Genomic DNA, 24,071 nt, shown 5'->3' with positions numbered 1-24,071 from the left:
GCCTGATTCAGAACCGCCCGGCCGTGTCCTCGGGCCACCGCCCGTCGTGTCCGGGGCGCGCCCGGCGGGCCCGCCAAGGTCAGCGTGGGGCGCCCGGGCGCCGTCTGTCACGGGCCGCGGCAGGGCAAACCGGCGGCTTGGCGCACTCCTGACCTCCCGGGGAGGCGCCGTTGACCCGCCCATGGGGTGCCGGGAGCGCGGCCCGGTCACAGCTCGCGCACGGCGCGGGCGACGGCCTCCGGCGCGTCGGCCATCAGCAGATGTCCGGCGGGCGCGGCCACCACGAATCGGCCACCCAGCTCCGCGGCGAGCCCCCGCTGCCGCTCCAGCCATCGCAGCTCACGGGGGGTCTCCCCGCCGCCGTACGCCGCGAGGACCGTCACCGGTACGGGTGGCAGCGCACGCCGCGGACGCAGCGCCGCCACCTCCGCCGCCTGGTAGGGGTGGGCGGCGTTCTCCAGCGCGCAGGCACGCACCACCCGGCTGGTGCGGTACGTGGTGCGCTCCCAGGGGTGCGCGGGGTGCGGGCCGAGCGCCCCGGCGCGGGAGATCAGCCGGCGGCCCGCCGGACCGAGGGCGCGGGGCAGTCCGGCGGCGGAGGCGGCGCCCGCCACGCCGCCCGCCCAGGCGTGCCGGACGGCGCGCGGCAGCACCGGGCGGGCCGGGTCGGCGAGGGAACCGTCGGCGAGGACGAGGCCCGCGCAGCGGTGCGGGTGGAGCCGGGCGAACGCCTCGGCGTGGAAGGCGGCCATGGAGTGGCCGACGACGGTGGCCGGGCCCGGGTGGCCGAGCGCGTCGAGGACATGGGCGATCCGGTCGGCCTCGGCGGCGGCGGTCGGCGGGCCGGGCGCGGGGGCGCTCAGGCCCAGGCCCGGGCGGTCGAAGCGGATGACGGTGCGGTCCGGCGCGAGCAGGGCGGTCACCGCCTCCCAGTCGAACCAGGCCATGCCGAGGCCGCCGCAGAGCACCACGGCGGGGCCGGTGCCCTCCCGGAGGACGTGCAGCGGCACGCCGTCGACGCGCAGCATCCGGCCGGGCGGCGCGCCGGGGCCCGGGCCGTCCGTGGCGCCCGCGCCACGGGGCCGGTCCGGCGCGCGGCCCGCACCGCCGGGGAACGTGCCCTCCTGGCCGCCGCTCCCGCGGCTGCCGCTGTCGTGGCTGCTGTCGTGACTGCTACCCCTGCTGCGGTTCATCCGCGGCCTCCCGCTCATCCGTCTCGCACCGCCCCCGGCCGCGCCCTGCTCGGTTTCTTCCCTCCCACCACCGATTCTCCCGCCCACCCGGCGTCGAGATTCGCCCGCCCGGTCCAGGGGCTCTCCCGCCCACCCGGCCCTGCGGTTCCCCCGACCCGCACGGCGCCTCCCCCGCGGGCGGGGCGAGGCCGGCGGGAGCGGGCGCGCGGGGCGGCGCGCGGGCCGTGCGCCGCGGGCAGGCGCCGAATGCTCCGGGCGCCGTCGCCGTACGGCGCCTCCACCACCCGGTGGATACCCCACGGGGGTAACGACCCGGAGTGGCGGATGACCCCGGAGGGAGGAGTGGCGTCCGGGTGGGCGCCGCGACGCCGCGGATTCGCGGGTCCCAGGTCGTAAGGTGCCCCGCGAGGCACCACCCGACCGCCGGGTCTGCCGCGCGCCGTCACCGGCACCCACCCGACACCCCCACCCGCCTTCCCTCCACCCACTCCCCCACTGGCGATTTGTCCGCATTCATTCACTTTTGCACCACGCTCGTTCCGTCCCGTCCGCCCATCCGGCCGGGCGCCCACCGACACCCCGAGGTACTCCATGCGACCTGAGCGCCCCTCCCGCCCCCAGACCGAACCGTCCGCCCGTCCCGCCGAACCCGGACGGCGGGCGCTGCTCGGCGCGGGAGCCGCCGCCGTCGCCGCCGGGCTGCTCGGCGCGGGCGGCACCGCCGTCGCCCGCCCGGCCGGCGGCAGGGGCGCGGCGGCCGCCCCCGGCGACGTCCCGGCCGGCTACGTCACGCCCGGCGGGCCCCAGGTCCGCGACGCCGAGAAGCGGCGCGGCAACGGCCCCGTGCGGCAGTTGTCCCTGCTCGCCACGCCCGCCCTCGTCCAGCTCGGCGGCCGCGCCGTCCGCACCTGGACCTACGGCGGTGCACTGACCGGGCCGGAGATCCGGGTGGCCGCCGGCGACATGCTGGCGGTCGACTTCGCCAACCAGCTGCCGCAAGCCACCACCGTCCACTGGCACGGCCTGACCCTCCGCAACGACATGGACGGGGTCCCCGGCATCACCCAGGACGCGGTACCCCCCGGGGAGTCCTTCACGTACCGCTACATGACGCAGCGGCCGGGCACGTACTACTACCACCCGCACGTCGGCGTCCAGCAGGACCGCGGGCTGTACGGGCCGCTGATCATCGAGGACCCCCGGGAGCCGCTCGCGTACGACAAGGAGTGGGTGGTCGTCCTCGACGACTGGGTGGACGGGATCGACGGCTCCGACCCGGACGCCATCCTCAAGGAGCTGAACCACGGCATGAGCAGCGGCCACGAGATGCGGGCCGCCGCGCCGGAGCCGAAGGGCCCGTCGCGGATGCTGAAGCGCTCCCACAGCGATCTGCTCGGCGGCGAGGCGGGCAACGTCGACTACCCGCTGCACCTGATCAACGGACGGACCGCGGACGACCCGGAGACCTTCACCGCCGCCCCCGGCGACCGCATCCGCATCCGCATCATCAACGCGGGCGGCGACACCGCCTACCGGGTGGCGCTCGGCGGGCACACCATGACCCTCACCCACACCGACGGCCACCCCGTCGAGCACGCCGACACCGACACGCTGCTGATCGGGATGAGCGAGCGCTACGACGTGCTGGTCACCGCCAAGGACGGCGTCTTCCCGCTGACCGCGCTCGCCGAGGGCAAGAAGCACCTGGCCCAGGCCGTACTGCGGACCGGCGGCGGCGCGGCGCCCGGCCCCGGCACCCGCCCGCAGGAGCTGGACGGGAAGCTGGTCACCGCGTTCGACCTGGACTGTGCGGAATCGGTACGGCTGCCCGACCGCGAGGTCGACCGCCGCCACGAGCTGGTGCTGACCGGGTCGATGCGCCGCTTCGACTGGGCGATCAACCACAAGCCGTACACGTCGTCGCAGCGCTACCCCGTCCGCGAGGGCGAGCGGGTGGAGCTGGTGTTCCGCAATCACTCCCCGATGTGGCACCCGATGCATCTGCACGGCCACCCCTTCGAGCTGACGTACGGCGGGGCGCGCAAGGACACCGTCATCGTGCGCCCGGGCCACACCATCCGGGTCCACCTGGACGCCGACAACCCGGGCCTGTGGATGCTGCACTGCCACAACGTGTACCACTCGGAGAGCGGGATGATGACGGTGCTCGGATACCGCGACGAGCCCCGCGTGTAAGGGAGTTGAGGGGCGGCGGCCGGGCGCCGCGGGCCGCCGCCCCTCGCCCGGCCGGGCGTCCGCGCCCCGTCATCCGCCCGTAACGCGGCCGCCGGCCCCGTAACCTTCCCGACCCCTGCCGCGCCGGGCGGACGAATAAAATGGTGGGGTGCCTCAGCTTCGGCTCGCCCTGAACCAGATCGACACCTGTGTGGGCGCGCTCGCGCGCAACACCGGGACGCTGCTCCACTGGACGCGGGGCGCCGCGCAGCAGGGCGCGCACCTCGTCGCCTTCCCCGAGATGGCGCTGACCGGCTATCCCGTCGAGGACCTCGCGCTGCGCCCGTCGTTCGTCGAGGCGAGCCGGGCGGCGCTGACGGAGCTGGCCGGGCAGCTGGCCACCGAGGGGCTGGGCGACCTCCCCGTCGTCGTCGGGTACCTCGACCGCGGCGCACCGGAGCCGGCGCGCTTCGGACGGCCCGCCGGGGCGCCGCGGAACGCGGCGGCGGTGCTGCACCGCGGCCGGGTCGCGCTGCGCTTCGCCAAGCACCATCTGCCCAACTACGGCGTCTTCGACGAGTTCCGGTACTTCGTGCCCGGCGACACGCTGCCCGTGGTGCGGGTGCACGGCGTCGATGTGGCGCTGGCGATCTGCGAGGACCTCTGGCAGGACGGCGGCCGGGTGCCCGCCGCCCGCACCGCCGGTGCCGGGCTGCTGCTCTCCCTCAACGCCTCCCCGTACGAGCGGCACAAGGACGACACCCGCCTGGAGCTGGTGCGCCGCCGGGCCCGGGAGGCCGGGTGCACCACCGCCTACCTGGCGATGACCGGTGGCCAGGACGAGCTGGTCTTCGACGGCGACTCGCTGGTGGTCTCCCCCGACGGCCGGGTCCTGGCGCGGGCCGCGCAGTTCGCCGAGGGGTGCCTCCTGGTCGATCTGGAGCTGCCCGGGGCCGCCGCCGAGCCGCCGTCCGGGGTGATCGACGACGGGCTGCGCATCGACCACGTCACGCTCTCCGCCGACCCGCTGCCCGCCTACCCCCCGCAGAGCCTGGGCGGCGCGGCGGAGCGGCTGTCGGACCTGGACGAGATCTACACCGCGCTGGTCACCGGGGTGCGGGCGTACGTCACGAAGAACGGCTTCCGCAGCGTGGTGCTGGGCCTGTCCGGCGGTATCGACTCGGCGCTGGTGGCCACGCTCGCCTGCGACGCGCTGGGCCCCCGGAACGTCCACGGCGTCGCGATGCCGTCCGCGTACTCCTCGGAGCACTCGCTCACCGACGCCGCCGAACTGGCCCGCCGCACCGGGCTGGCGTTCCGTACGGTGCCGATCGGGCCGATGGTCGACGCGTACATGGCGTCGCTGGAGCTGAGCGGGACGGCGGAGGAGAACCTGCAGTCGCGGGTGCGCGGCACCACGCTGATGGCGCTCTCCAACCAGGAGGGCCACCTCGTCCTCGCCCCCGGCAACAAATCCGAGCTGGCCTGCGGCTACTCCACGCTCTACGGCGATTCCGTCGGCGCGTTCGGGCCGATCAAGGACGTCTACAAGAGCGAGGTCTACGCACTGGCCCGCCGGCGGAACGCCGCGGCCGCCGAGCGGGGCGCCACCCCGCCGATCCCGGAGCACACCCTCACCAAACCGCCCAGCGCCGAACTCCGCCCCGGCCAGCTCGACACCGACACGCTGCCCGACTACGCCGTCCTCGACCGGATCCTGGAACGGTACGTCGACGGGGACCGGGGGCGGGCCGAGATCGTCGCGGAGGGGTTCGACGACGCGTTGGTGGTACGGGTGCTGCGGATGGTGGACGCGGCGGAGTACAAGCGACGGCAGTACCCGCCGGGCACCAAGATCTCCGTGAAGGGGTTCGGCAAGGACCGGCGGCTGCCGGTCACCAACCTGTGGCGGGAGGGCGCCTGAGGCGTACCGCGCCGGGCGGGCGCGGTCAGCCGTGGTGGTCGGCGGGCGCGGTGGCCTCCGCGGCCGCCTCCGGACCACCACCGCGGGCCACCACCCGGGAGGCGTCGCCCTTCTCCGTACGGTCCAGGAGTCCGGCGGTGACGGCGACCGCCAGTCCCGCGGCGGCCAGTCCCGCGCCGACGAGGGCGGGCGAGGTCCAGCCCCAGCGCGCCGACAGGGCCAGGCCGCCCGCCCAGGCGCCACCCGCGTTGGCGAGGTTGAACGCCGACTGGTTGGAGGCGGCGGCCAGCGTCGGCGCGCCCTGAGCCTTCTCCATCACCAGCATCTGCAGTGGGGTGGTCGTCATGAAGCCGACGGCGCCGATCAGGACGACGGCGACCAGCACGAGCGGCTGGTGCGGCGCGGCCAGCGGGAAGAGCGCGAGGACGGCGGCGAGGGCGGCCAGCGAACCGTAGAGGGTGGGGCGCAGCGCCCGGTCGGTGAGCGGTCCGGCGGCGAGGGCGCCGAGCGTCATACCGATGCCGAAGAGGGCGAGGACGACCGTCACGGAGGTCTCGGAGAAGCCGGCGACCTCGGTCAGCGCCGAGGCGAGGTAGCTGTAGAAGGCGAAGACCCCGGCGAAGCCGAGGACCGTGGTGAGCAGCCCGAGCAGCACCTGCCGTCCGGCGAGGGCACGCAGTTCGCGGCCGATCCCGCTGCGCTCCCCGGCGGGCAGCGGCGGCACCAGCCGGGCCAGCGCGGCCATCGCGACGACGCCGATGCCCGCGACGACGAGGAAGGTGGCGCGCCAGCCGAGGTGCTGGCCGAGGAGGGTCGCGGCGGGCACGCCGACGATGTTGGCGACGGTCAGGCCGAGGAACATCGTGGCGACGGCGCGCGCCTGCCGCCCCTCGCGCACCAGCCGGGCGGCGACCACCGCGCCGATGCCGAAGAACGCGCCGTGCGGCAGCCCCGCCAGCAGCCGCCCGGCGATCAGCAGTGGGAAGTCGGGGGCGAGGGCGGAGGCGAGGTTGCCGGCGGTGAAGAGCGCCATCAGCGCCACCAGCATCGGCTTGCGGGGGACGCGGGAGCCGAGCGCGGTCAGCAGCGGCGCGCCGATGACGACGCCGAGCGCGTAGGCGGAGACGAGGTGGCCGGCGGTGGGCACGGAGGTGCCCAGATCGTCCGCGACGTTGGGCAGCAGGCCCATCATCACGAATTCTGTGGTGCCTATTCCGAAGGCCGAGATCGCGAGCGCGAGCAGAGCCAAGGGCATGGGAGACCTTTCGGAGCGGGACGCGGGCGGGCGACGGGCACGGGTGTCCGGGCGGGCCACGCCGCCGGATCGCCTCGGTGGCACCGTCATAAGTTCGGGGACGGAACAAAGTCTGGCAGGTCCGGAATTCCGGGGGGTGACGGCGGTGTGACCCCGGGGTGTGGCGTCGCGCACGGTGCGGTGGGCGGGACCCGTCTCCCACGGGGGCGCGGTGCGCGGGCGGGGCCGTCGCGTACGGGCCGGCGGGCGCCCCGCGGGTCCGGCTCCCGTACGGCCCCGGACATGCCGGAGCGGGCGGAACGTCGCCGTTCCGCCCGCCCGGTGGCCGCTGGGGTCAGGAGCCGCCGTCGAGGTTGATCGAGGCGGCGATCGGGAGGTGGTCGCTGCCGGTGGCGGGCAGCGTCCAGGCAGCCACCGGCTCCAGGTTCCGGGTCATGATCTGGTCGATCCGGGCCATCGGGAACGACTGCGGCCAGGTGAAGCCGAAACCGTCGCCCGCCGCGCCCTGCGCCGACCGCATCTGGGAGGTGACCGGCGCCAGCGAGCGGTCGTTCATCGTGCCGTTGAGGTCGCCGAGGAGGACCACGCGGTGCAGCGGCTCCTGCGAGACGGCCTTGCCGAGCGCGGCGGCGCTGTCGTCGCGCTGGCTGGCGGTGAAGCCCGCCTTGACCTTGACCCGTACCGAGGGCAGGTGCGCGACGTACACCGCGATCTTCTCGCCGTCCGGCGCGGTCAGCGTGGCGCGCAGCGCGCGCGTCCAGCCCATCTTGATCGGCACCGCCGACGCGTCGGACAGCGGCCGCTTGCTCCAGAGGCCGACGGTGCCCTTGACCGCGTGGTACGGGTACGCCGCCGCGAGGCCCTTCTTGTAGGCGGGCAGCGCCTGGGCGGTGACCTCCTCCAGGGCGACGACGTCCGCGTCGGCGGCGACGAGGTCGCGGGCGGTGCCCGCGGGGTCCGGGTTGCCGGCGTCGACGTTGTGGGTGAGGAACGTCAGGTCGCCGCCGGTGCCCGCCTTGCCGATGAGCTGGCCGCCGAAGAGGTTGACCCAGGCGAAGACCGGCAGCACCAGCGCGATCAGCGCGGTCGCCGAGCGGCGCACCACCGCCAGCACGAGCAGCAGCGGGACGGCCAGTCCGACCCACGGCAGGAACGTCTCCAGCAGGCTGCCGAGGTTGCCCACGGTGTTGGGGACCTTGGCGTGCAGCAGCATCAGCAGACCGAGCGCCACGGCCAGCACCGCGAGGACGATGCCGCGCCGCCACATCCGCTCCGGCTGCCACCACCTGCGCAGACGCTCGGCCCGGGAACCGGTCTGTTCAGGGCCGGGCCCCTGCTCCGGCTCCGTCATGTACGCCTGCGCCATTCCGCTTCCCTCACTGCTCTGTTCCGCCGCGGCCTCGACTCCGCCCACCGACCCTAGGTGATCGTGGGGCGGTGCCATTCCACCCGTAGTGACGAGGTGCCCACGGCGGAAAGTTCCGGCCGCGGGTGCCGTACCGCATCCTGTGACAGAACGGGCACATGCGTCCGTCCGCCCCGGCGCGCGGCACGCCGCCGGGCGCCCCCCGCGCAGTCCGGGCGCCGTGCGTCAGGGGCGCGGGCGCACCCCCTCCAGCACCGTGTCGACGATCTGCTCGGCGAGCCCTTCGGGCAGCGCCTGACGCTCGTCGAGGAGGGCGCGCGCCAGCATCGGGCCGACGAAGAGATCGGCGAGCACGCCCACCTCGCGGTCGGCGCGGATCTCGCCCCGGTCGATCCCGCGCCGCAGCACGGCGTGCATCGCCTCGCGGCGGGCCCGTATGACCGTGTCGTGGTACTCGCGCCAGACGTCGGGCTGCGCCTGGACGTGGGTGAGGACGGTGCGGAAGACCGCGGAGTGGCGTTTGACCAGGCCACGGTGGCGCAGATGCTCCAGCATGGCGACGAGGTCGTCGCGGACGGAGGCGCCGCGCGCCGGGGGGAGGTCGTCGTCCAGGGAGCGGATGACGTCCAGGAGCAGGGCGTTCTTGCCGGACCAGCGGCGGTAGACGGTGGCCTTGCCGACGCCGGCGGCGCGCGCGATGCCCTCCATGGACAGGTCGCCGATGGAGGCGCCCTCCTCGATCAGGCGCAGCACCGCCTCGATGATGGCGGTGTCCGCCGCGGCGGAGCGGGGACGGCCGCGGCGCCCGTCCCCGGCCGGCTCCGGGGCGGACGGTCCGGGGCCGGTCATCGCGGGGCCCGTTCGGTCTCGTCGGGGCGCGGGGCGGCGACGGGCACGGCGGGCGCCGGACGGCCGGGCAGGAAGACCGCGACCACCGCGGCGCCGAAGAGTGCGATGCCGGACGAGACGAGCGCGGTGAGGTGCATGGCGTGGACGAAGGCGTCCTGCGCGGCGGCGACCAGGGGCCGTCCGGCGGGGCCCAGCCGGGCGGCGACGCCGAGGGTGGCCTCGATGGACTCGCCGGCGGCGTGCCGCGCCGGTCCGGGGAGCCCGGGGACGGCGTCGAGGGTGGCCTTGATCCCGTCGCGGTAGGCCGTGGAGAGCACCGAGCCGAGGACCGCGACGCCGAGGGTGCCGCCGACCTGCCGGAAGGTGTTGTTGAGCGCCGAGCCGGAGCCGGCCTTCTCGCGGGGCAGCGCCTGCATGATCGAGACGGTGACCGGCGGCATGATGTGCGCCATGCCGGTGCCCTGGAGGAAGAACAGCACCTCCATCACCCACATCGGGGTGTCGGTGCCGAGCACCAGCATCCCGGCCATGGTGACGGCGACGCTCAGCATCCCGGCGGTGCACACCGCGCGGGCGCCGAAGCGGTCGACGACGTGCCGGGCGCGCGGCGCGAAGATCATCTGTGCCGCGGCCAGCGGCAGGATCAGCAGCCCCGACTCCAGCGGGGTGTGGCCGCGCACGCTCTGCACGTAGAAGACGATGAAGAAGGTGACGCCCATCAGCGCGAAGAAGACCAGCGCTATGGCGCCGACGGCGGCGGAGAAGGCCGGGTTGCGGAAGTAGCCGATGTCGATGGACGGGTGGTCGCTGCGCTTCTGCTGGAGGACGAAGAGCGCGAGGACGGCGACGCCGCCGAGGACGGTGCCGACGACCTCGGGGTCGGTGAAGTCGGCGAGCTGACCGCCCTTGATGATGCCGTAGACCAGCAGGACCAGGCCGACGACGGAGAGCGCGACGCCGACCGGGTCGAGGCGGCCGGGCGCCGGGTCGCGGGAGTCGGGCACCAGGAAGACCATCGCGACCAGCGCGATCAGCACGATCGGAACGTTGATCAGGAAGACCGAGCCCCACCAGAAGTGGTCGAGCAGCAGTCCGCCGGCGATCGGGCCGATGGCGATGGCCAGGCCCACCCCGCCCGCCCAGATGCCGATCGCCTTGGGCTGCTCCTCGCGCTCGAAGACGTTCATCAGGATGGCGAGGGTCGCGGGCATCACGAAGGCGCCGCCCAGGCCCATCAGCGCGCGGAAGGTGATCAGCTCGACGGGTGAGGCGGCGAACGCGGCGAGCACCGATCCGGCGCCGAACACCGCCAGCCCGAACAGCAGGACCTTCTTGCGGCCGAGGCGGTCGCCGAGCAGGCCCGCGGTGAACAGCAGCCCGGCGAAGACCAGCGTGTAGGCGTTGATCGCCCACTCCAGCTCGCTCTGGGTGGCGCCCAGACCGGTGGGTGCGGGGGTGGCGATGGTCTTCATCGCGACGTTGAGGATGGAGTTGTCGAGCACCACGATCAGCAGGCTCAGCATGAGCACGGAGAGGATCACCCAGCGGCGGCGGTGCACGGCCGCGTCGACGCGGCCGGGGCTCGGGCCGCCGGAGCGGATCGGGGAGTTGGCCATGCCCGCCAGCGTACCGCCTTTCGATACGGGACCGTTCCGTATCGGTGTACGGCCGGAGCGCCGCGGGTACGCCGTGCCGGCGGCCCGGCCCCGCCGGCACGACTCCCCCTTCCCCGTCCCGGCGGCGCGTGCCAGCATGGAGGGGAGTCCGGAGACGCCGTCAGGGCGCTTCGAGATGAGAACAGGAGCCGTCACCATGACGCAGCTTTCGCCTGCCCGGAAACCGTCCGCGGAGCCCTCGGCGCCGCCGCCCGCCGAGCCCGGCAAGACCCTCTACGGCGGCACCCGCTCCCGCCGGGTCACCGTCCGTGACATCGCCGCCGCCAAGCGGCGCGGGGAGAAATGGCCGATGCTGACCGCCTACGACGCGATGACCGCCTCGGTCTTCGACGAGGCCGGGATCCCCGTCCTCCTGGTCGGCGACTCGATGGGCAACTGCCACCTCGGCTACGAGACGACCGTGCCGGTCACGATGGACGAGATCGCCCTGCTGTCCGCCGCCGTCGTCCGCGGCACCGACCGGGCCCTGATCGTCGCCGACCTGCCGTTCGGCGCGTACCAGGAGGGTCCCGTCCAGGCGCTCCGCAACGCCACCCGGCTGGTCAAGGAGACCGGCGCCGGGGCCGTGAAGCTGGAGGGCGGGGAGCGCTCCGCGCACCAGGTGGAGCTGCTGGTGTCCGCCGGGATCCCCGTCATGGCGCACATCGGGCTGACCCCGCAGTCGGTCCACGCGTTCGGCGGCTACCCGGTCCAGGGCCGCGGTGAGGAGGCGGCGCAGCAGTTGCTGCGGGACGCCAAGGCGGTGCAGGACGCGGGCGCCTTCGCGGTGGTCCTGGAGGCGGTCCCGGCGGAGCTGGCCGCCGAGGTCACGCGATCGCTGCACATCCCGACCGTCGGCATCGGCGCCGGCGCGGAGTGCGATGCGCAGGTGCTGGTGTGGACGGACATGGCCGGGATGACCGCCGGCCGGGTGCCGAAGTTCGTCAAGCAGTACCTCGCCCTGCGGGAGCTGCTGGGCGGCGCGGCGAAGGAGTTCGCCGAGGAGGTCGTCGCCGGGACGTTCCCGGAGGAGCGGCACACCTTCCACTAGGCAGGGCGACCGGGGCCGGTACGTGCGCGTACCGGCCCCGTGTCGGCGGTCCGTGGCCGTGGCCCGACCGGTGTCGGCGGGATGTCGGTGCGGTGTCGGCGGGGCCCGGCACCGTGGGGGACATGACACGACAGACGAAGACCCCCCGGGGCGGCAACGCCGTGGAGGTGCGCGGTCTGGTCAAGCACTTCGGCGAGGTGAAAGCCGTCGACGGGGTGGACCTGGACGTGCGCGAAGGCACCGTGCTCGGCGTACTCGGACCGAACGGCGCCGGCAAGACCACGCTCGTCCGCTGCCTGTCCACGCTGCTCGTCCCGGACGCCGGGAGCGCCGTGGTCGCCGGGTACGACGTGGTGCGCCAGCCGCGCGCGCTGCGCCGCACCATCGGCCTGACCGGCCAGTACGCCTCGGTCGACGAGAAGCTCTCCGGCTACGAGAACCTCTACATGATCGGCCGGCTGCTCGACCTGTCCCGCAAGGACGCCCGGCGCCGCGCCGACGAGATGCTGGAGCGGTTCTCGCTCACCGAAGCCGCCAAGCGTCCGGCCGCGAAGTACTCCGGCGGTATGCGCCGCCGCCTCGACCTCGCCGCCTCCATGATCGGGCAGCCCGCCGTCCTCTACCTGGACGAGCCGACGACGGGACTCGACCCGCGCACCCGCAACGAGGTGTGGACCGAGGTGCAGCGGATGGTCCGCGAGGGCGCCACCGTGCTGCTGACCACGCAGTACATGGAGGAGGCCGAGCAGCTGGCGAGCGAGCTGACGGTCATCGACCGCGGCCGGGTGATCGCCGAGGGCCTCGTCGACGAGCTGAAGGCCAAGGTCGGCGGCCGCACCCTGCAGATCCGGCCCGCCGACCCCACCGCCCTGGACACGGTGGCCGCGGCCCTGGCGGGCGCCGGGCTCGACGGCCTCGGCGGGGCGACACCCGACCCCGCCGAAGGCGTCGTCAACGTCCCCATCATCAGCGACGAGCAGCTGACCGCGGTGATCGGTCTGCTCGGGACGCGGGGCATCGCCCTCGCCGGGATCAGCACCCATCTGCCCAGCCTGGACGAGGTGTTCCTCGCCCTCACCGGCCAGAAGTCCTCGGAAGCACCGGCCGACGACGCACGCGAGAGCGACCAGCAGCACGCGGAGGTACCGGCATGAGTGCCGCGACACTGACACCGCCGGCGACGAAGCCGGGCGCCGACGAGGGCCGGATCGGGCTGCGGGCCAACCTGCGCCACATCGTCGCGCTGGCGCGGCGCAACGCCCTCCAGATCAAGCAGGATCCCGAGTCGATGTTCGACGTCCTGCTGATGCCGATCATCTTCATCCTGCTGTTCGTCTACGTCTTCGGCGGCGCCATCGCCGGCAAGGGCCACCAGCAGGAGTACGTGCAGTACCTGGTGCCCGGCATGATGGCGATGATGGGCATGAACATCGCCATGGCGGTGGGAACCGGCGTCAACGAGGACTTCCGCAAGGGCGTCATGGACCGCTTCCGGACCATGCCGATAGCCCGTTCGTCGGTACTGATCGCCAAGATCGTCGTCGAGATCGGGCGGATGCTGATCGCCACCACGATCCTGCTGGTCATGGGCTTCCTGCTGGGCCTGGAGATCAACGGCGGCTTCCTGCCGTTCCTCGCCTCGGTCGCCCTGTCGACGGTGTTCGGCGCCGCCCTGATGTGGATCTTCATCCTGCTGGGCCTGTCGGTGAAGACGCCGCAGGCGGTGCAGGGGCTGGCGATGATCGTCCTGATGCCGCTGCAGTTCGGCTCGTCGATCTTCGCGCCGACCGCGTCGATGCCCGGCTGGCTGGAGGGCTTCACCAAGGTCAACCCGCTCTCCAACCTCGCCGACGCCGCCCGCGCCCTGATCAACGGGCACGGCGCGGTCGCCCATCCCGCGCTGATCACGCTCGGCTGGGCGGCGGTCATCACGGCGGTCACCATGCCGCTGGCGGTCAAGAAGTTCCGTACCAAGACCTGATCGTCACGGACAGGTGCCCGCACCGGCGGCGGACGCGTTCCGTCGTCGGCCGGGGAGCGGACCTGACGCGCCCGGTGGCCGTCCGCCCCGGGAGTCCTTCGCCCGGCTCGCGTCAGATGAGGGCGGTGGCCTGCTCCAAGGAGAGGCCGCCGCCTTCGGCGTGCCACCGGGTGTACGCCGCGTCGCCGACCGCCGCGCGGACCGCCGCCTCCGCCGTCCCCCTGAGATACCGGACGGCGCGCGGCGGGGCGTGCCCCGGCGACCACAGTGCGTCGTACGCCCCCACCAGCCGCGCCGCGTCCCGGCCGGCCGCCGCGCCGCGCACCGCGATCAGCACCCGTGCGCCGGTGAGCAGTTGGGTCACCGGCAGGTCCGGGGCGACCAGCCGGGTCAGCTCGCCCCCCATCTTGGCGACGGCCGACCGCAGCCGCTCCAGCAGCCCGTCGGAGCCGCCCGCCTCGGCGTCCACGGTGACCAGCGCCGCGTCCACCATCCCGGCGAACAGGTCCGGCCCCCAGGTCAGCGACTCCGCGCGGACCAGCAGCAGTTGCTCACGCGCCCCCTCCAGCCGCCCCGTCACCAGCAGATGCATCGCCAGCGTCAGCCGGGCGAACGGCAGCGCGTCCCGTCCGGCGGCCAGATCCTCGGTCCCCGCCAGCACCTCGCGCAGCAGCCGCTCCCCCTCCGCCTCCCGCCCGTCCTCGATGAGCACCCCGCCCAGCCGGGTCCGCAGGATCAGCGTCTGGCCGTAGGCGCCCAGGTCACCGGCGTACCGCATCGCCGCGCGGTAGTCGTCGGCGGCGAGCGCGTACCGGCCGCGCCCCTCCCGGGCCTCGCCGCGCCCCGCCATCGCCTCGGCGACGCCCCAGTCGTCGCCGATCTCCAGGAACAGCCGCAGCGACTCGTCGGCGTCCCGGGCCGCCTGCTCCAGGCCGCCGGGCCGGTCGTTGAGGATCTTCGCGCGCAGTTGGAGGACGTACGCCAGCTCCCAGTCATAGCCCAGCGCCCGGCAGGCGGCCACGCCCTGATCGACGAGGGCGACCAGGTCCTCCTGGCCCCCGGAGAGCAGCACCGGGTAGAACCAGAACACGCCCGGCACCCGGCAGGTCTGCGGCACGCCCCCGCGGTACGCGGTGAGGATCCCGGCCATCTCCGCCTTCCGCTCCCGGCCGGCGAAGATCTCCGCATACGACTCCGCGGACGACAGCTCCACCAGCCGCACCTGACGGCGCGCCTCCACCAGCTGTTCCGCGCTCATCGGCGGCGGCGCGTCGATCGGCCGGTCGTACAGTTCCGGCGCGGGTGTGACGGGCGGCAGGAAGGGGTTGGGGCCCAGCGCGCCCGCCGCCCGCGACCACGTACAGGCGTCCGCCCGGTGGTCGCGCAGACCCCAGAACCACTGGAGCGACAGCACCAGGCAGAGCGCCTCGTGTTCGTCGGACGCGGCGACGGCGCGGCGCAGCGCGGTCCGCAGGTTGTCGTGCTCCAGCTCCAGCCGCTCCAGCCAGGCCCGCTGGCCGGGGCCGCGCAGCAACGGGTCGGCGGTGCGGGCCAGTTCGCGGTGGGCGACGAGGTGACGGCGTTCGGCGGCGGCGCGTTCGCCCGCCTCGTCCAGCCGCTCGCCCGCGTACTCGGCGACCGTCTCCAGGAGGCGGTGGCGCATCCGGCCATCGGCCACGGGGGCGGCGACCACCAGCGACTTGTCGATCAGCGAGCCGAGGACGGCGGCCACCTCCCGCCGGTCGACGCCGTCGCCCGCGCAGACCTCTTCGGCCAGCTCCGGGTCCCAGCCCCCGGCGAAGACGGACAGCCGCCGCAGCACGGCGCGTTCGGGCGCGTCGAGGAGGTCCCAGGACCAGTCGACGACGGCGCGCAGCGTCTGCTGGCGGGGCAGTGCGGTGCGGCTGCCGCTGGTCAGCAGCCGGAAGCGGTCGTCGAGGCGGTCGGCGAGCTGCCGCGGGGAGAGCATCCGCAGCCGGGCGGCGGCCAGTTCGACGGCGAGCGGCAGCCCGTCGAGGCGGCGGCAGATCTCGGCGCAGGCGGCCGGGTCGTCGTCGGCGCGGAAGCCGGGCCGGGCGGCGGCGCCCCGGTCGGCGAGGAGTCGCAGCGCCACCGGGTCCGGCAGCGGCTCCACCGGGCGCAGCACCTCGCCGGGGACGGCCAGCGGCTCCCGGCTCGTCGCCAGGAGCGTCACGCCCGGACAGTCGGTCAGCAGCCGCTCGGCCAGCGCGGCGGCGGCGCCGACGACGTGTTCGCAGTTGTCGAGGATCAGCAGCATCCGGTGGTCGGCGCAGAGCTCGGCGAGGCGGCCGAGCGGGTCGAGGGCCGTGGGGTCGGTGGCGGCGCGCAGCCCCTCGGCGGCGGAGCCGCGGACCACCGTCTCGCGGGCGCCGAGGGCGGTGAGTACGGCCTCCGGCACCGTCGCCGGATCGTCGACCGGCGCCAGCTCCACCAGCCACACGCCCTGCGGCCAGGCCCCCGGCGCCCCCGCCGCGGCCGCCTCCGCCCCCTCCTGCGACAGCCGCGTCTTGCCCGCGCCACCGGGCCCCAGCAGCGTGACCAGCCGGTGCGCGGCGAGATCGGCACGCAGCCCGGCCAGCTCGCCGTCCCGGCCGACGAAGGAGGTCCGGCGGGCCCGGAGGTTGCCGGGGGGCGGAGTGGCGGGAGGAGCGGAGGGCGCCGGGTGCGGGTGGGCGGACGGTGCGGGGCCAGCGGGTACGGCGGACTCCGCGGGCCCGGTGGCCCCGGCGGGTTCCGCGGGCGCGGCGGCCCCGGCGGGCGCAGCCGTCCCCGCCGTCCCGGTGGGCACAACCGTCCCGGCCGTCCCCGCCGTCCCGCCAGGTCTCAGCAACTCCCCGTGCAGCTCCCGGAGTTCCGGTCCCGGGTCCGCGCCGAGCCGGTCGGCGATGTCCCGGCGGATCTCCTCGTAGGCGGCGAGCGCCTGGGCGGTGCGGCCGGCGGCGCGCAGCGCCCGCAGCCGCAGCGTCTGCAACGGCTCGTCCAGCGGATGCTCCCGGCAGAGCGCGTCCAGTCCCGGCAGTGCCTCCTCGGCCCGTCCGAGGGCGAGATCCGCGGCGCACCGCACCCGGCGGGCGTCCAGCCGCCGCCGCTCGGCCCGGACCGCGTCCGTACGGGCCGCCGGGAGGTCGGCGAGGGCGGGGCCCCGCCACAGCCCCAGCGCCTCGTCCAGCACCGCGGCGGCACGGTGCGGATCGCCGCCGGTGAGCGCCGCGGCACCGTCCGCGGTCAGCCTCTCGAACCGCGGCAGGTCCACCGCGTCGGGCTCCGCACAGAGCCGGTAGGCGCCGTCGGACGAGGCGACGGCCGTGTGCCCCAGCGCCCGCCGCAACCGTCCGACCAGCGCCTGGAGCGCGCCGTTCGCGTCCGCCGGCGGGTCCATCCCCCAGATGTCCGCGATCAGCGCGTCGGTGGGCAGCGCCCGGCCGGGCCGCAGCGCGAGCGCCGTCAGCAGCGCGCGCAACCGTGCGCCCCCCAGGGGCACGGCCGTCCCGTCCGCCCTCAGTGCCTGCGTCGTGCCCAGAATTCCGTACCGCACCCGAACATTGTCGGTCACGTTCCTCCCCCTTCCTCCCCGTACGGCCCGCCGCCCCCCGGAACGGGCCCGCCCCACCTTCTCCCGGGCGCCCGCCCCACCACCACCGGAATCCGTGCCGGGGCGCGGGCGGCGTGCCCCGGCGCCGGGGCACGGGCGGCGCCCGGGGCCGCCCCGTGCGCGGCGCACGCACGGCGGCGCGCGCCCCGCGCGCCGGTTCCCCCGGCCCCGTGCGCGGACCACCCCGCCGCCGATACGGTCGGGGCTACCGTCACCCGGACCGTGCGGCCCGGCCCCACCGCGTACGCACCGTCCACCGCCGTCCGCACCTGGGAGCCCCGCACGATGACCACCGCCGTACGGCCCGCCGAGCGCCGCATCAGCCCGGTCTTTCTCTCACTCGTCGCCGTGATGGCGGTCTCGGGGTGGGCCGTCTGGAGCGGGCAGCTCGCCGCGAGCACCGGTTTCGCGGTGTTCCTGTTCATCGTCTCCGGCTGGGTGGTCTCGCTCTGCCTCCACGAGTACGCGCACGCCAGGACGGCGCTGCACAGCGGCGACACCTCGGTGGGCGCCAAGGGCTATCTGACGCTGAACCCGCTCAAGTACACCCATGCCCTGCTGAGCATCGTGCTGCCGGTGATCTTCGTGATCATGGGCGGGATCGGGCTGCCCGGCGGCGCGGTCTTCATCGAACGGGGCCACATCCGGGGCCGCTGGCGCCACAGCCTGGTCTCCGCCGCCGGTCCGCTGACCAACATCCTCTTCGCCGCCGTCGTCACCGCCCCCTTCTGGCTGCACGCCCTGGACGGTGTCCCCGACACGTTCCGCTACGCCCTGGCGTTCCTGGCCCTGCTCCAGGTGACGGCGGCGATCCTCAACTTCCTCCCCGTCCCGGGCCTGGACGGCTACGGCGTCCTCGAACCGTGGCTCTCCCCCGGCCTGCGCCGCCAGGTGGAGCCGTTCGCCCCGTTCGGCCTGCTGGCGGTCTTCGGCCTGCTGTGGGTCCCGGAGATCAACCACGTCTTCTTCCAGCTCGTGGACACGGTCCTCGACACCTTGGGCGTCACCCGCTGGGACTCCTACTGGGGCCAGGAATTCTTCCGCTTCTGGCAGGGCGAACCGCAGGTTCCGGTGCGGTAGGGGGACGGGCGGGGGCCGGGCGTCACGCCGTCGGCGCCGCCTCCCCCTCCGCCGCCCGGGTCATCCGGTCGCGGCGGGCGTAGAACCACGCCATGTTGCTGGAGATGCCGGCCATCAGGATCCAGACGATGCCGAGCAGGCTGCCCTGGACGAACGAGACGACGGCGGCCGCCACGGCGAGGACGCAGACCACGACGGCGAAGACGGCCAGTCGGGGTGCCGGGCGGGACGAGGGAACGGAGGGCATGGCGGTCGGCTCCTGTCGGGAATGGTGTGGTCCCTCCCAGTGTCCCCCATGGGTTCCGGGGGCCCGGCGGGGGTCGGGGGCGGCCCGCCCGGCAGCGGCCGCGCCGTCCCGCCGGGCGGTTCCCCGTGGGCGGCTCACACGTCGGTGAGGCGCACCCCCGCGTGGGCCTTGTACCGGCGGTTGACGGAGATCAGGTTGGCGACGAGGGATTCGACCTGGTGGGCGTTGCGCAGGCGGCCGGCGAAGACGCCGCGCATACCGGGGATGCGGCCGGCCAGGGCCTGGACGAGGTCGGTGTCGGCGCGGGACTCGCCGAGGACCATCACGTCGGTGTCGATCTCGTGGGTCTCCGGGTCCTGGAGGAGGACGGCGGAGAGGTGGTGGAAGGCGGCGGTGACGCGGGAGTCCGGCAGCAGCGCGGCGGCCTGTTCGGCGGCGCTGCCCTCCTCGGGCTTGAGGGCGTAGGCGCCCTTCTTGTCGAAGCCGAGGGGGTTGACGCAGTCGATGACCAGCTTGCCGGTCAGCTCCTCGCGGAGGGATTCGAGGGTCTTGGCGTGGCCGTCCCAAGGCACCGCGACGATGACGATGTCGCTGCGGCGGGCGCACTCGGCGTTGTCGGCGCCCTCGACGCCGTGGCCGAGTTCGGCGGCGGCGCTCTGCGCGCGGTCGGCGGCGCGGGAGCCGATGATCACCTTCTGCCCGGCCTTGGCGAGGCGGTAGGCGAGGCCGCGGCCCTGGTCGCCGGTGCCGCCGAGGACGCCGACGGTGAGACCGGAGACGTCGGGCAGGTCCCACGGGTCGCGCTTGAGGGCGGCCTTGGCGCGGGTCGCGACGTTCTCGGAGAGGGCGGGGTCGGCGGCGGGGTTCTGGTCAGCGGTAGTCATGGCAGTGATGGTGCCACGGCCGGCGGGACCGCGGATCATGCTGTGGACGGGCCTTTCGATCTTGGTCCGGGGCGCCGCGCCACGCCCCGCCGCGTACGTCCCCGCGCCGGGACGCCCGCCCGCCGTCACGCTTCGGGTCCGCCGTCACGCCTTGAGACCGCCGTCGGCCAGCCCCGTACGCCAGTACCGCTGGAGGAAGGTCATCAGGATCATCAGCGGGATGACGGAGAGCAGCGCGCCGCCGACCGTGTACTGGTAGAGGACGGGATGGCGGTCGGCGTAGCCGGTCCAGGTGGTGAGGCCGAGCTGGACGGGGTAGAGCCGCGAGTCGGAGAGCATGACCAGCGGCAGGAAGTAGTTGTTCCAGATGTGTACGAACTGGAAGAGGAAGACGGTGACGAGGGCGGGCGTCATCAGCCGCAGCCCGAGCGTGGCGAAGATCCGGGTCTCGCCCGCGCCGTCGATCCGCGCCGCCTCCAGGAGCGCGTCCGGGACGGCGGCGGTGGCGTAGATCCGGCAGAGGTAGACGCCGAACGGGCTGACCGTGCCGGGCAGCAGGACCGCCCAGTAGGTGTCGGCCAGGCCCAGGTCGCTGAAGAGGAAGTACAGCGGGAGGGCGAGGGCGGTGCCGGGGAGCAGGACCCCGGCGAGGACCACCCGGAAGACCGTCTCGCGGCCGCGGAAGGGGTACTTGGCGAGGGCGAAGCCCGCGGCGGCGGCCAGCAGCGTGGCGGCGGTGGCGCCGATCCCGGCGTAGAGCAGGGAGTTGGCGAACCAGCGGAGGTAGACGCCGTGGTCGTAGGTGAGGACGGCGCCGAGGCGGTCGAGCGGGTGCGGGTGGGCGAACCAGAAGCCGAAGGTGCCGAAGAGGTCGGCGGTGTTCTTGGTGGCGGAGACGGCGAGCCAGTAGACGGGGGTGAGGAAGTAGAGGGCGGCGACGGTGAGGAGGGAAGCGGTCAGGATGCGGTGGCGCAGCGGCGGGGTGGTCATCCGCGGTCCGTTCCGCGCCCGGCGGTCAGCCGCAGGAAGCCGAAGGAGAGGACGCAGGCGACGAGGGCGAGCAGCACCGCCTCGGCGGCGGCGAGGTGCGGGTTGTTCCCGGTGAACGCCTCGCTGTAGGCGTGCAGGTTGGGGGTGTAGCCGGAGTCGATGGCGGAGGCGAGGGGGCGCAGGACCATCGGTTCGGCGAAGAGTTGCAGGGTGCCGATGATGCTGAAGACGCCGGTGAGGACGAGCGCGGGACGGATCAGCGGGATCTTGATGTGCCGGGCGAGGCGCCAGGCGTTGGCGCCGTCGATGCGGGCGGCTTCGTACAGCTCCGGCGGTACGGCCTTGAGCTGGGCGATCAGGACGAGCATGTTGTAGCCGGTGAACTGCCAGGTCACGATGTTGGCGAGGGACCACAGGACGGTGTCGCGGGCGAGGAAGTCGACGTGTACGCCCAGCTGTCCGGCGATCTCGACGAGCGGGCTGATGCCGGGGACGTAGAGGAAGCCCCACAGCAGCGAGGCGATGACGCCGGGGACGCCGTACGGGAGGAAGAAGGCGGTCCGGAAGAAGGGGACGCCGCGGGCGCTCGCGCTCTCCAGGAGGAGGGCGAGGGCGGTGGCGAGGACGATCATCAGGGGGATCTGGACGGCGCCGAAGAGCAGGACGCGGCCGAATCCGGCGAGGAAGGTGGGGTCGCCGAGGGCCTGGGCGTAGTTGTCGAGCCCGGCGAACGTCTCGGTCGGGTGGCCGCCGAGGCCCAGCGGTCCGGTGCGGTGGGTGCGGTGGACGCTCTGGTACACCGCGTACCCGAGCGGGGCGAGGAAGCAGAGGACGAAGAGGGCGAGGAAGGGCAGGAGAAGGACGGTGGCGGCGCGGGCGTGGCGGGTCCGGGCCCGGCCCGGGCGGCGGCCGCGCGGGGGGCGTGCGGGGCGGACGCGCGCGCCGGGGGCTCGCGGGCGGGTGAGGGCGGTGTGGCTCATGCGCCGCTCACCGCGTCGAGGCCCTTGTTCCTCAGGTCGGTGACGGTGGCGCGCCGGACGTCGGCGAGGACGGCGCGGAACGGGGTGCCGTCGGCGAGGGCGCGGGTGAACGCGTCGCCGAGGCGCTGGTAGAGGGTGTCGACGCCGGGGCCCCATTTCCAGGCGGTGTCGACATGGGCTCCGGCGTCGGCGAAGACCTTGCTGTATTCCTGGCCGCCGAAGAAGGCACGGTCGACGTCGAGATCGGTGGTGGCATAGCCCTTCACCGCGCCGGGGAATCCGTATCCGCCGTCGATGAGGAGGGCGACGGATCGCGGGTCGGTGTTGAGCCAGAGCGCGAAGTCGAGGGCGTCCTCGGGATAGGAGGCGCCGGCGAGGACGGCGGTGGTGGAGCCGCCCCAATTCGCCTGTGCGTCGGCGCCTTTCTTCCATTGGGGAAGGGGCGCCACCCGCCATTTCCCGGCGGTGGCGGGGGCATTTCCGGCGAGCAGTGCGTCTCCCCAGCTGGCGCCGATCCAGGCGGGTACGGCGCCGGTTTGGATGTCCTTGTACCAGGCGTTCTGGCGGTCCGGGATCGTCTTGACGAGTTTCCTTTTGACGAGGGACTCCCAGTAGTCGGCGACGCGGCGGGTGGGGGCATCGTCGAGGTGGACGGTCCAGGTCTCGCCGCGGGCGGAGTACCAGGCGGCGCCCGCCTGCCAGGCGAGACCGGCGAAGCGGTTGCCGTTGGTGGGCGCGAAGGTGTCGATCCAGGCGCCTTTCTCACGGATGACGGCGGCGGCCGCCTCGTACGCGTCCCAGGTTTCCGGGGGCGCCAGGCCCCATTTCCGAAAGAGATCGTGCCGGTAGAAAAGGCCCATCGGGCCCGATGCCTGGGGAATGGCATAGATGCCGTCGCCGAAGACGGATTGTTGCCACTGCCAGCCGACGAAACGCTTCCGGTGCCGGGCGGCGCCGAGCGTGGCGAGGTCGTAGAGCCCGTTGTCGAGCAGGAAGCTGGGGATGACGGGGTATTCGATCTGGGCGAGATCCGGTGGATTTCCGGCTTTGATGGCCGCATGCATCTTGGCGTACTGCTGACCGTTGACCGCGGAGACCTTTTCGACGGTGACGTGGACGTCGGGGTGGGTGCGGTTCCAGAGGTCGACGGGTTTGTCGATGCCGGGGACCCAGGACCAGAAACTGAGGTGGATCTTCTCGCCCTTCTTGCGGCGGCGGGGTGCGGCGGGCCGGTCGGCGGCGCCGGAGCAGCCGGCGAGGGTGGCGGTGGCCGCGGCGGCTGCCGTGCCGAGGACCGTTCTGCGGCGCAGGGGGCGGTGGATCACAGCAGCTCCTCCACGGGGATGCGGCGGAAGGTGAGCGTGGTGTAGGCGCTGAAGTCGCCGGTCTCGTGCAGGAGTCCGACGGTGGCGGGGCCGGCGCGGCCGAGGTCGCCGTAGGCGGCGGGCGGCCGGAGACGGCGGGCGCCTGGTTGCGGGCGACGACCTGGAGCGGGCCCCGGGTACGGCCGCCGTCGGCGGAGCGTTTGAGGACGAGGTGGATGGTGCCGGTCTCGGCGGCGGAGTGGCGGCGCGCCTCGGCGAAGGCGAGGAGGTCACCGGAGCGGGCACGGACGACGGCGGGGATCCGGAAAGCGGCGTAGCCGTCGTCCCCGGCGCGGTACGGCACCGACGTCTCGTATGCCACGGGGCACCCCCATCGGCCGGACGTAGGACGTCCCTCGTCCTGCGGTGACCATAAGGAGCCCCCCACAGAGCGTCAAGAGACCGGGGATGTCCCGAATTCGTGTCGCAGGGGTCGGCGACGACGGACCTGATGGGGCGTTAACTTCTGGTGAACCGGAGCGGGTTGCGCAGGCGTGGGGCCCGGCGGGGCGGCGTCCGGGAGGCGTGTGGCGGGCAGCCCTCGGGAAGCGCCTGACGGCACGGCGTCCGGGAGGTGCGTGACGGGGCGGCGCCCTGGGGGCGCGCGACGCGCCCCGGAGCCCTCAGGCGCGCTCCGGTTCCGCCCCCGGGAGCTGCCCCGGAGCCGACCGCCCCGGTACCGCCACCCGGAACCAAACCGCCCCCGGGGCACCCCGGCGGCCCCGGCCCCCACCCCGCCTCACTCCGCCAACCGTCGCCGGATGTCCCCGAAGTGCCGGTGCATCGCCTCGACCGCGCGGTCCCCGTCGCCGTCCTCCAGCGCGGCGACGATCTCGGCGTGCTGATGGTGGGTCACCCGGGGGTCCCGGGGCCCGTCGGCGAGGTCGTCGCTGACCCGGCGGAGCGCGTCCCAGAAGGCGTCGAGGACGTCGCTGAGCAACTGATTGCCGAGAGAGCGGTAGAGGGCGAGGTGGAAGGCGCGGTCGGTGGAGCGGTTGACCTGCCCGGCGGCGGCCTCCTTCCCCATGCGGTCGACGAGCCCCTTGAGGGCGGCGAGGTCCTCGGGCGGCAGATCGCGGGCGACGGTGGCGATGAGGCCGGACTCCAGCGCCTCGCGGACCTCCATCAGTTCGTAGAGGCTGGATTCGCCCTGGTGGTGGCGGACGGCGGCGCGGAAGGCGACGCCCTCGACGAACGGTTCGAGGGTGAGCGGGCCGACGTAGGTGCCGAAGCCGTGCCGGATCTCGACGATCCGCATGGCCTGGAGCGCCTTGAGCGCCTCGCGGACGGAGTTGCGGCTGACGTCGAGGAGGGCGACCAGTTCGGCCTCGGTGGGCAGCGGGTCGCCCGGGGTGAGCCTGCGCTCCAGGATGAGCTGCTTGATCTGCGCCTGGACGTCCTCGGACAGCGTGCCTCGCGCCATGAATCTCCCTCTCCCGCCTCTGCCGTGCGGCGGTCGGCGAC

The 24,071-nt window shown here is 74.2% G+C and carries 18 protein-coding genes; 6 read left to right on the top strand and 12 right to left on the bottom strand.

Going from position 1 to position 24,071, the window contains the following annotated elements; translation table 11 throughout:
- Positions 1 to 206 precede the first annotated feature (206 nt).
- The gene (locus ACF1BH_RS14835; RefSeq protein ID WP_391643073.1) at positions 207 to 1,028 is read right to left on the bottom strand and encodes an alpha/beta fold hydrolase; all 822 of its coding nucleotides are present in this window, start codon (positions 1,026 to 1,028) and stop codon (positions 207 to 209) included.
- Between the two features lie 756 nt (positions 1,029 to 1,784).
- Between ACF1BH_RS14835 and ACF1BH_RS14830 the strand changes: the two genes are divergently transcribed.
- Both ACF1BH_RS14830 and ACF1BH_RS14825 read left to right on the top strand, forming a co-directional pair.
- Positions 1,785 to 3,389, top strand: coding sequence for a multicopper oxidase family protein (locus tag ACF1BH_RS14830; RefSeq protein ID WP_391642853.1), 1,605 nt, complete (start codon positions 1,785 to 1,787; stop codon positions 3,387 to 3,389).
- Between the two features lie 148 nt (positions 3,390 to 3,537).
- Positions 3,538 to 5,292 carry an NAD+ synthase gene (locus ACF1BH_RS14825; protein ID WP_391642852.1) on the top strand — a complete coding sequence of 585 codons (1,755 nt, stop codon included), beginning with the start codon at positions 3,538 to 3,540 and terminating at the stop codon, positions 5,290 to 5,292.
- A 25-nt stretch (positions 5,293 to 5,317) separates the two neighbouring features.
- On the opposite strand, the gene ACF1BH_RS14820 is transcribed toward ACF1BH_RS14825, so the two are convergent.
- The 4 genes from ACF1BH_RS14820 to ACF1BH_RS14805 all read right to left on the bottom strand — a co-directional run bounded on the left by ACF1BH_RS14820 (position 5,318) and on the right by ACF1BH_RS14805 (position 10,378).
- Positions 5,318 to 6,547 (bottom strand): MFS transporter, encoded by a 1,230-nt coding sequence (locus tag ACF1BH_RS14820; protein WP_391642851.1) that lies wholly within the window; start codon positions 6,545 to 6,547, stop codon positions 5,318 to 5,320.
- 334 nt (positions 6,548 to 6,881) lie between these two features.
- A complete protein-coding gene (locus ACF1BH_RS14815) occupies positions 6,882 to 7,898 on the bottom strand; it encodes an endonuclease/exonuclease/phosphatase family protein (RefSeq protein WP_391643072.1) in 1,017 nt (338 codons plus the stop codon).
- Positions 7,899 to 8,138: 240 nt separating this feature from the next.
- Complete coding sequence (locus ACF1BH_RS14810; protein ID WP_391642850.1) at positions 8,139 to 8,762, bottom strand: TetR/AcrR family transcriptional regulator; 624 nt, start codon at positions 8,760 to 8,762, stop codon at positions 8,139 to 8,141.
- The gene (locus ACF1BH_RS14805; RefSeq protein ID WP_391642849.1) at positions 8,759 to 10,378 is read right to left on the bottom strand and encodes an MFS transporter; all 1,620 of its coding nucleotides are present in this window, start codon (positions 10,376 to 10,378) and stop codon (positions 8,759 to 8,761) included. Before ACF1BH_RS14805 ends, ACF1BH_RS14810 begins: the two co-directional genes overlap by 4 nt.
- A gap of 196 nt (positions 10,379 to 10,574) precedes the next feature.
- On the opposite strand from ACF1BH_RS14805, the gene panB reads away from it, so the two are divergent.
- The 3 genes from panB to ACF1BH_RS14790 all read left to right on the top strand — a co-directional run bounded on the left by panB (position 10,575) and on the right by ACF1BH_RS14790 (position 13,449).
- Positions 10,575 to 11,468, top strand: coding sequence for a 3-methyl-2-oxobutanoate hydroxymethyltransferase (gene panB, locus ACF1BH_RS14800; protein WP_391642848.1), 894 nt, complete (start codon positions 10,575 to 10,577; stop codon positions 11,466 to 11,468).
- 122 nt (positions 11,469 to 11,590) lie between these two features.
- Positions 11,591 to 12,622: an ATP-binding cassette domain-containing protein gene (locus ACF1BH_RS14795; RefSeq protein ID WP_391642847.1), complete on the top strand. Its 1,032-nt coding sequence runs from the start codon at positions 11,591 to 11,593 to the stop codon at positions 12,620 to 12,622.
- Positions 12,619 to 13,449 (top strand): ABC transporter permease, encoded by an 831-nt coding sequence (locus ACF1BH_RS14790; RefSeq protein ID WP_391642846.1) that lies wholly within the window; start codon positions 12,619 to 12,621, stop codon positions 13,447 to 13,449. Before ACF1BH_RS14795 ends, ACF1BH_RS14790 begins: the two co-directional genes overlap by 4 nt.
- 112 nt (positions 13,450 to 13,561) lie before the next feature.
- On the opposite strand, the gene ACF1BH_RS14785 is transcribed toward ACF1BH_RS14790, so the two are convergent.
- On the bottom strand, positions 13,562 to 17,023 hold the full coding sequence (locus ACF1BH_RS14785) for a BTAD domain-containing putative transcriptional regulator (protein WP_391642845.1): 3,462 nt from the start codon (positions 17,021 to 17,023) through the stop codon (positions 13,562 to 13,564).
- 324 nt (positions 17,024 to 17,347) lie between these two features.
- Between ACF1BH_RS14785 and ACF1BH_RS14780 the strand changes: the two genes are divergently transcribed.
- Positions 17,348 to 18,142 (top strand): site-2 protease family protein, encoded by a 795-nt coding sequence (locus tag ACF1BH_RS14780; RefSeq protein ID WP_391643071.1) that lies wholly within the window; start codon positions 17,348 to 17,350, stop codon positions 18,140 to 18,142.
- A gap of 22 nt (positions 18,143 to 18,164) precedes the next feature.
- Here ACF1BH_RS14780 and ACF1BH_RS14775 read toward each other — a convergent pair whose 3' ends face one another.
- The 6 genes from ACF1BH_RS14775 to ACF1BH_RS14750 all read right to left on the bottom strand — a co-directional run bounded on the left by ACF1BH_RS14775 (position 18,165) and on the right by ACF1BH_RS14750 (position 24,030).
- On the bottom strand, positions 18,165 to 18,389 hold the full coding sequence (locus ACF1BH_RS14775; protein ID WP_391642844.1) for a hypothetical protein: 225 nt from the start codon (positions 18,387 to 18,389) through the stop codon (positions 18,165 to 18,167).
- A gap of 134 nt (positions 18,390 to 18,523) precedes the next feature.
- Complete coding sequence (gene npdG / locus ACF1BH_RS14770; protein WP_391642843.1) at positions 18,524 to 19,273, bottom strand: NADPH-dependent F420 reductase; 750 nt, start codon at positions 19,271 to 19,273, stop codon at positions 18,524 to 18,526.
- 144 nt (positions 19,274 to 19,417) lie between these two features.
- Positions 19,418 to 20,263 (bottom strand): carbohydrate ABC transporter permease, encoded by an 846-nt coding sequence (locus ACF1BH_RS14765; protein WP_391642842.1) that lies wholly within the window; start codon positions 20,261 to 20,263, stop codon positions 19,418 to 19,420.
- On the bottom strand, positions 20,260 to 21,243 hold the full coding sequence (locus ACF1BH_RS14760) for a carbohydrate ABC transporter permease (protein ID WP_391642841.1): 984 nt from the start codon (positions 21,241 to 21,243) through the stop codon (positions 20,260 to 20,262). The genes ACF1BH_RS14765 and ACF1BH_RS14760 overlap by 4 nt, the downstream gene beginning before the upstream one ends.
- Positions 21,240 to 22,568, bottom strand: coding sequence for an ABC transporter substrate-binding protein (locus tag ACF1BH_RS14755; RefSeq protein ID WP_391642840.1), 1,329 nt, complete (start codon positions 22,566 to 22,568; stop codon positions 21,240 to 21,242). The genes ACF1BH_RS14760 and ACF1BH_RS14755 overlap by 4 nt, the downstream gene beginning before the upstream one ends.
- 778 nt (positions 22,569 to 23,346) lie before the next feature.
- Positions 23,347 to 24,030 carry a FadR/GntR family transcriptional regulator gene (locus ACF1BH_RS14750; protein WP_391642839.1) on the bottom strand — a complete coding sequence of 228 codons (684 nt, stop codon included), beginning with the start codon at positions 24,028 to 24,030 and terminating at the stop codon, positions 23,347 to 23,349.
- Positions 24,031 to 24,071 lie beyond the last annotated feature (41 nt).

Source organism: Streptomyces sp. NPDC014733 (assembly GCF_043083385.1).
Lineage (GTDB): Bacteria > Actinomycetota > Actinomycetes > Streptomycetales > Streptomycetaceae > Streptomyces.
This window is presented reverse-complemented; position numbering and strand designations above follow the sequence as displayed.

Coding starts and splice junctions, on each gene's coding strand:
- ACF1BH_RS14790 (WP_391642846.1), top strand. CDS start 12,619: ATGAGTGCCGCGACACTGACACCGCCGGCGACGAAGCCGGGCGCCGAC.
- ACF1BH_RS14765 (WP_391642842.1), bottom strand. CDS start 20,263: ATGACCACCCCGCCGCTGCGCCACCGCATCCTGACCGCTTCCCTCCTC.
- ACF1BH_RS14830 (WP_391642853.1), top strand. CDS start 1,785: ATGCGACCTGAGCGCCCCTCCCGCCCCCAGACCGAACCGTCCGCCCGT.
- ACF1BH_RS14835 (WP_391643073.1), bottom strand. CDS start 1,028: ATGCTGCGCGTCGACGGCGTGCCGCTGCACGTCCTCCGGGAGGGCACC.
- ACF1BH_RS14760 (WP_391642841.1), bottom strand. CDS start 21,243: ATGAGCCACACCGCCCTCACCCGCCCGCGAGCCCCCGGCGCGCGCGTC.
- ACF1BH_RS14780 (WP_391643071.1), top strand. CDS start 17,348: ATGACCACCGCCGTACGGCCCGCCGAGCGCCGCATCAGCCCGGTCTTT.
- ACF1BH_RS14815 (WP_391643072.1), bottom strand. CDS start 7,898: ATGACGGAGCCGGAGCAGGGGCCCGGCCCTGAACAGACCGGTTCCCGG.
- ACF1BH_RS14820 (WP_391642851.1), bottom strand. CDS start 6,547: ATGCCCTTGGCTCTGCTCGCGCTCGCGATCTCGGCCTTCGGAATAGGC.
- ACF1BH_RS14795 (WP_391642847.1), top strand. CDS start 11,591: ATGACACGACAGACGAAGACCCCCCGGGGCGGCAACGCCGTGGAGGTG.
- npdG (WP_391642843.1), bottom strand. CDS start 19,273: ATGACTACCGCTGACCAGAACCCCGCCGCCGACCCCGCCCTCTCCGAG.
- ACF1BH_RS14805 (WP_391642849.1), bottom strand. CDS start 10,378: ATGGCCAACTCCCCGATCCGCTCCGGCGGCCCGAGCCCCGGCCGCGTC.
- ACF1BH_RS14810 (WP_391642850.1), bottom strand. CDS start 8,762: ATGACCGGCCCCGGACCGTCCGCCCCGGAGCCGGCCGGGGACGGGCGC.
- ACF1BH_RS14750 (WP_391642839.1), bottom strand. CDS start 24,030: ATGGCGCGAGGCACGCTGTCCGAGGACGTCCAGGCGCAGATCAAGCAG.
- ACF1BH_RS14775 (WP_391642844.1), bottom strand. CDS start 18,389: ATGCCCTCCGTTCCCTCGTCCCGCCCGGCACCCCGACTGGCCGTCTTC.
- panB (WP_391642848.1), top strand. CDS start 10,575: ATGACGCAGCTTTCGCCTGCCCGGAAACCGTCCGCGGAGCCCTCGGCG.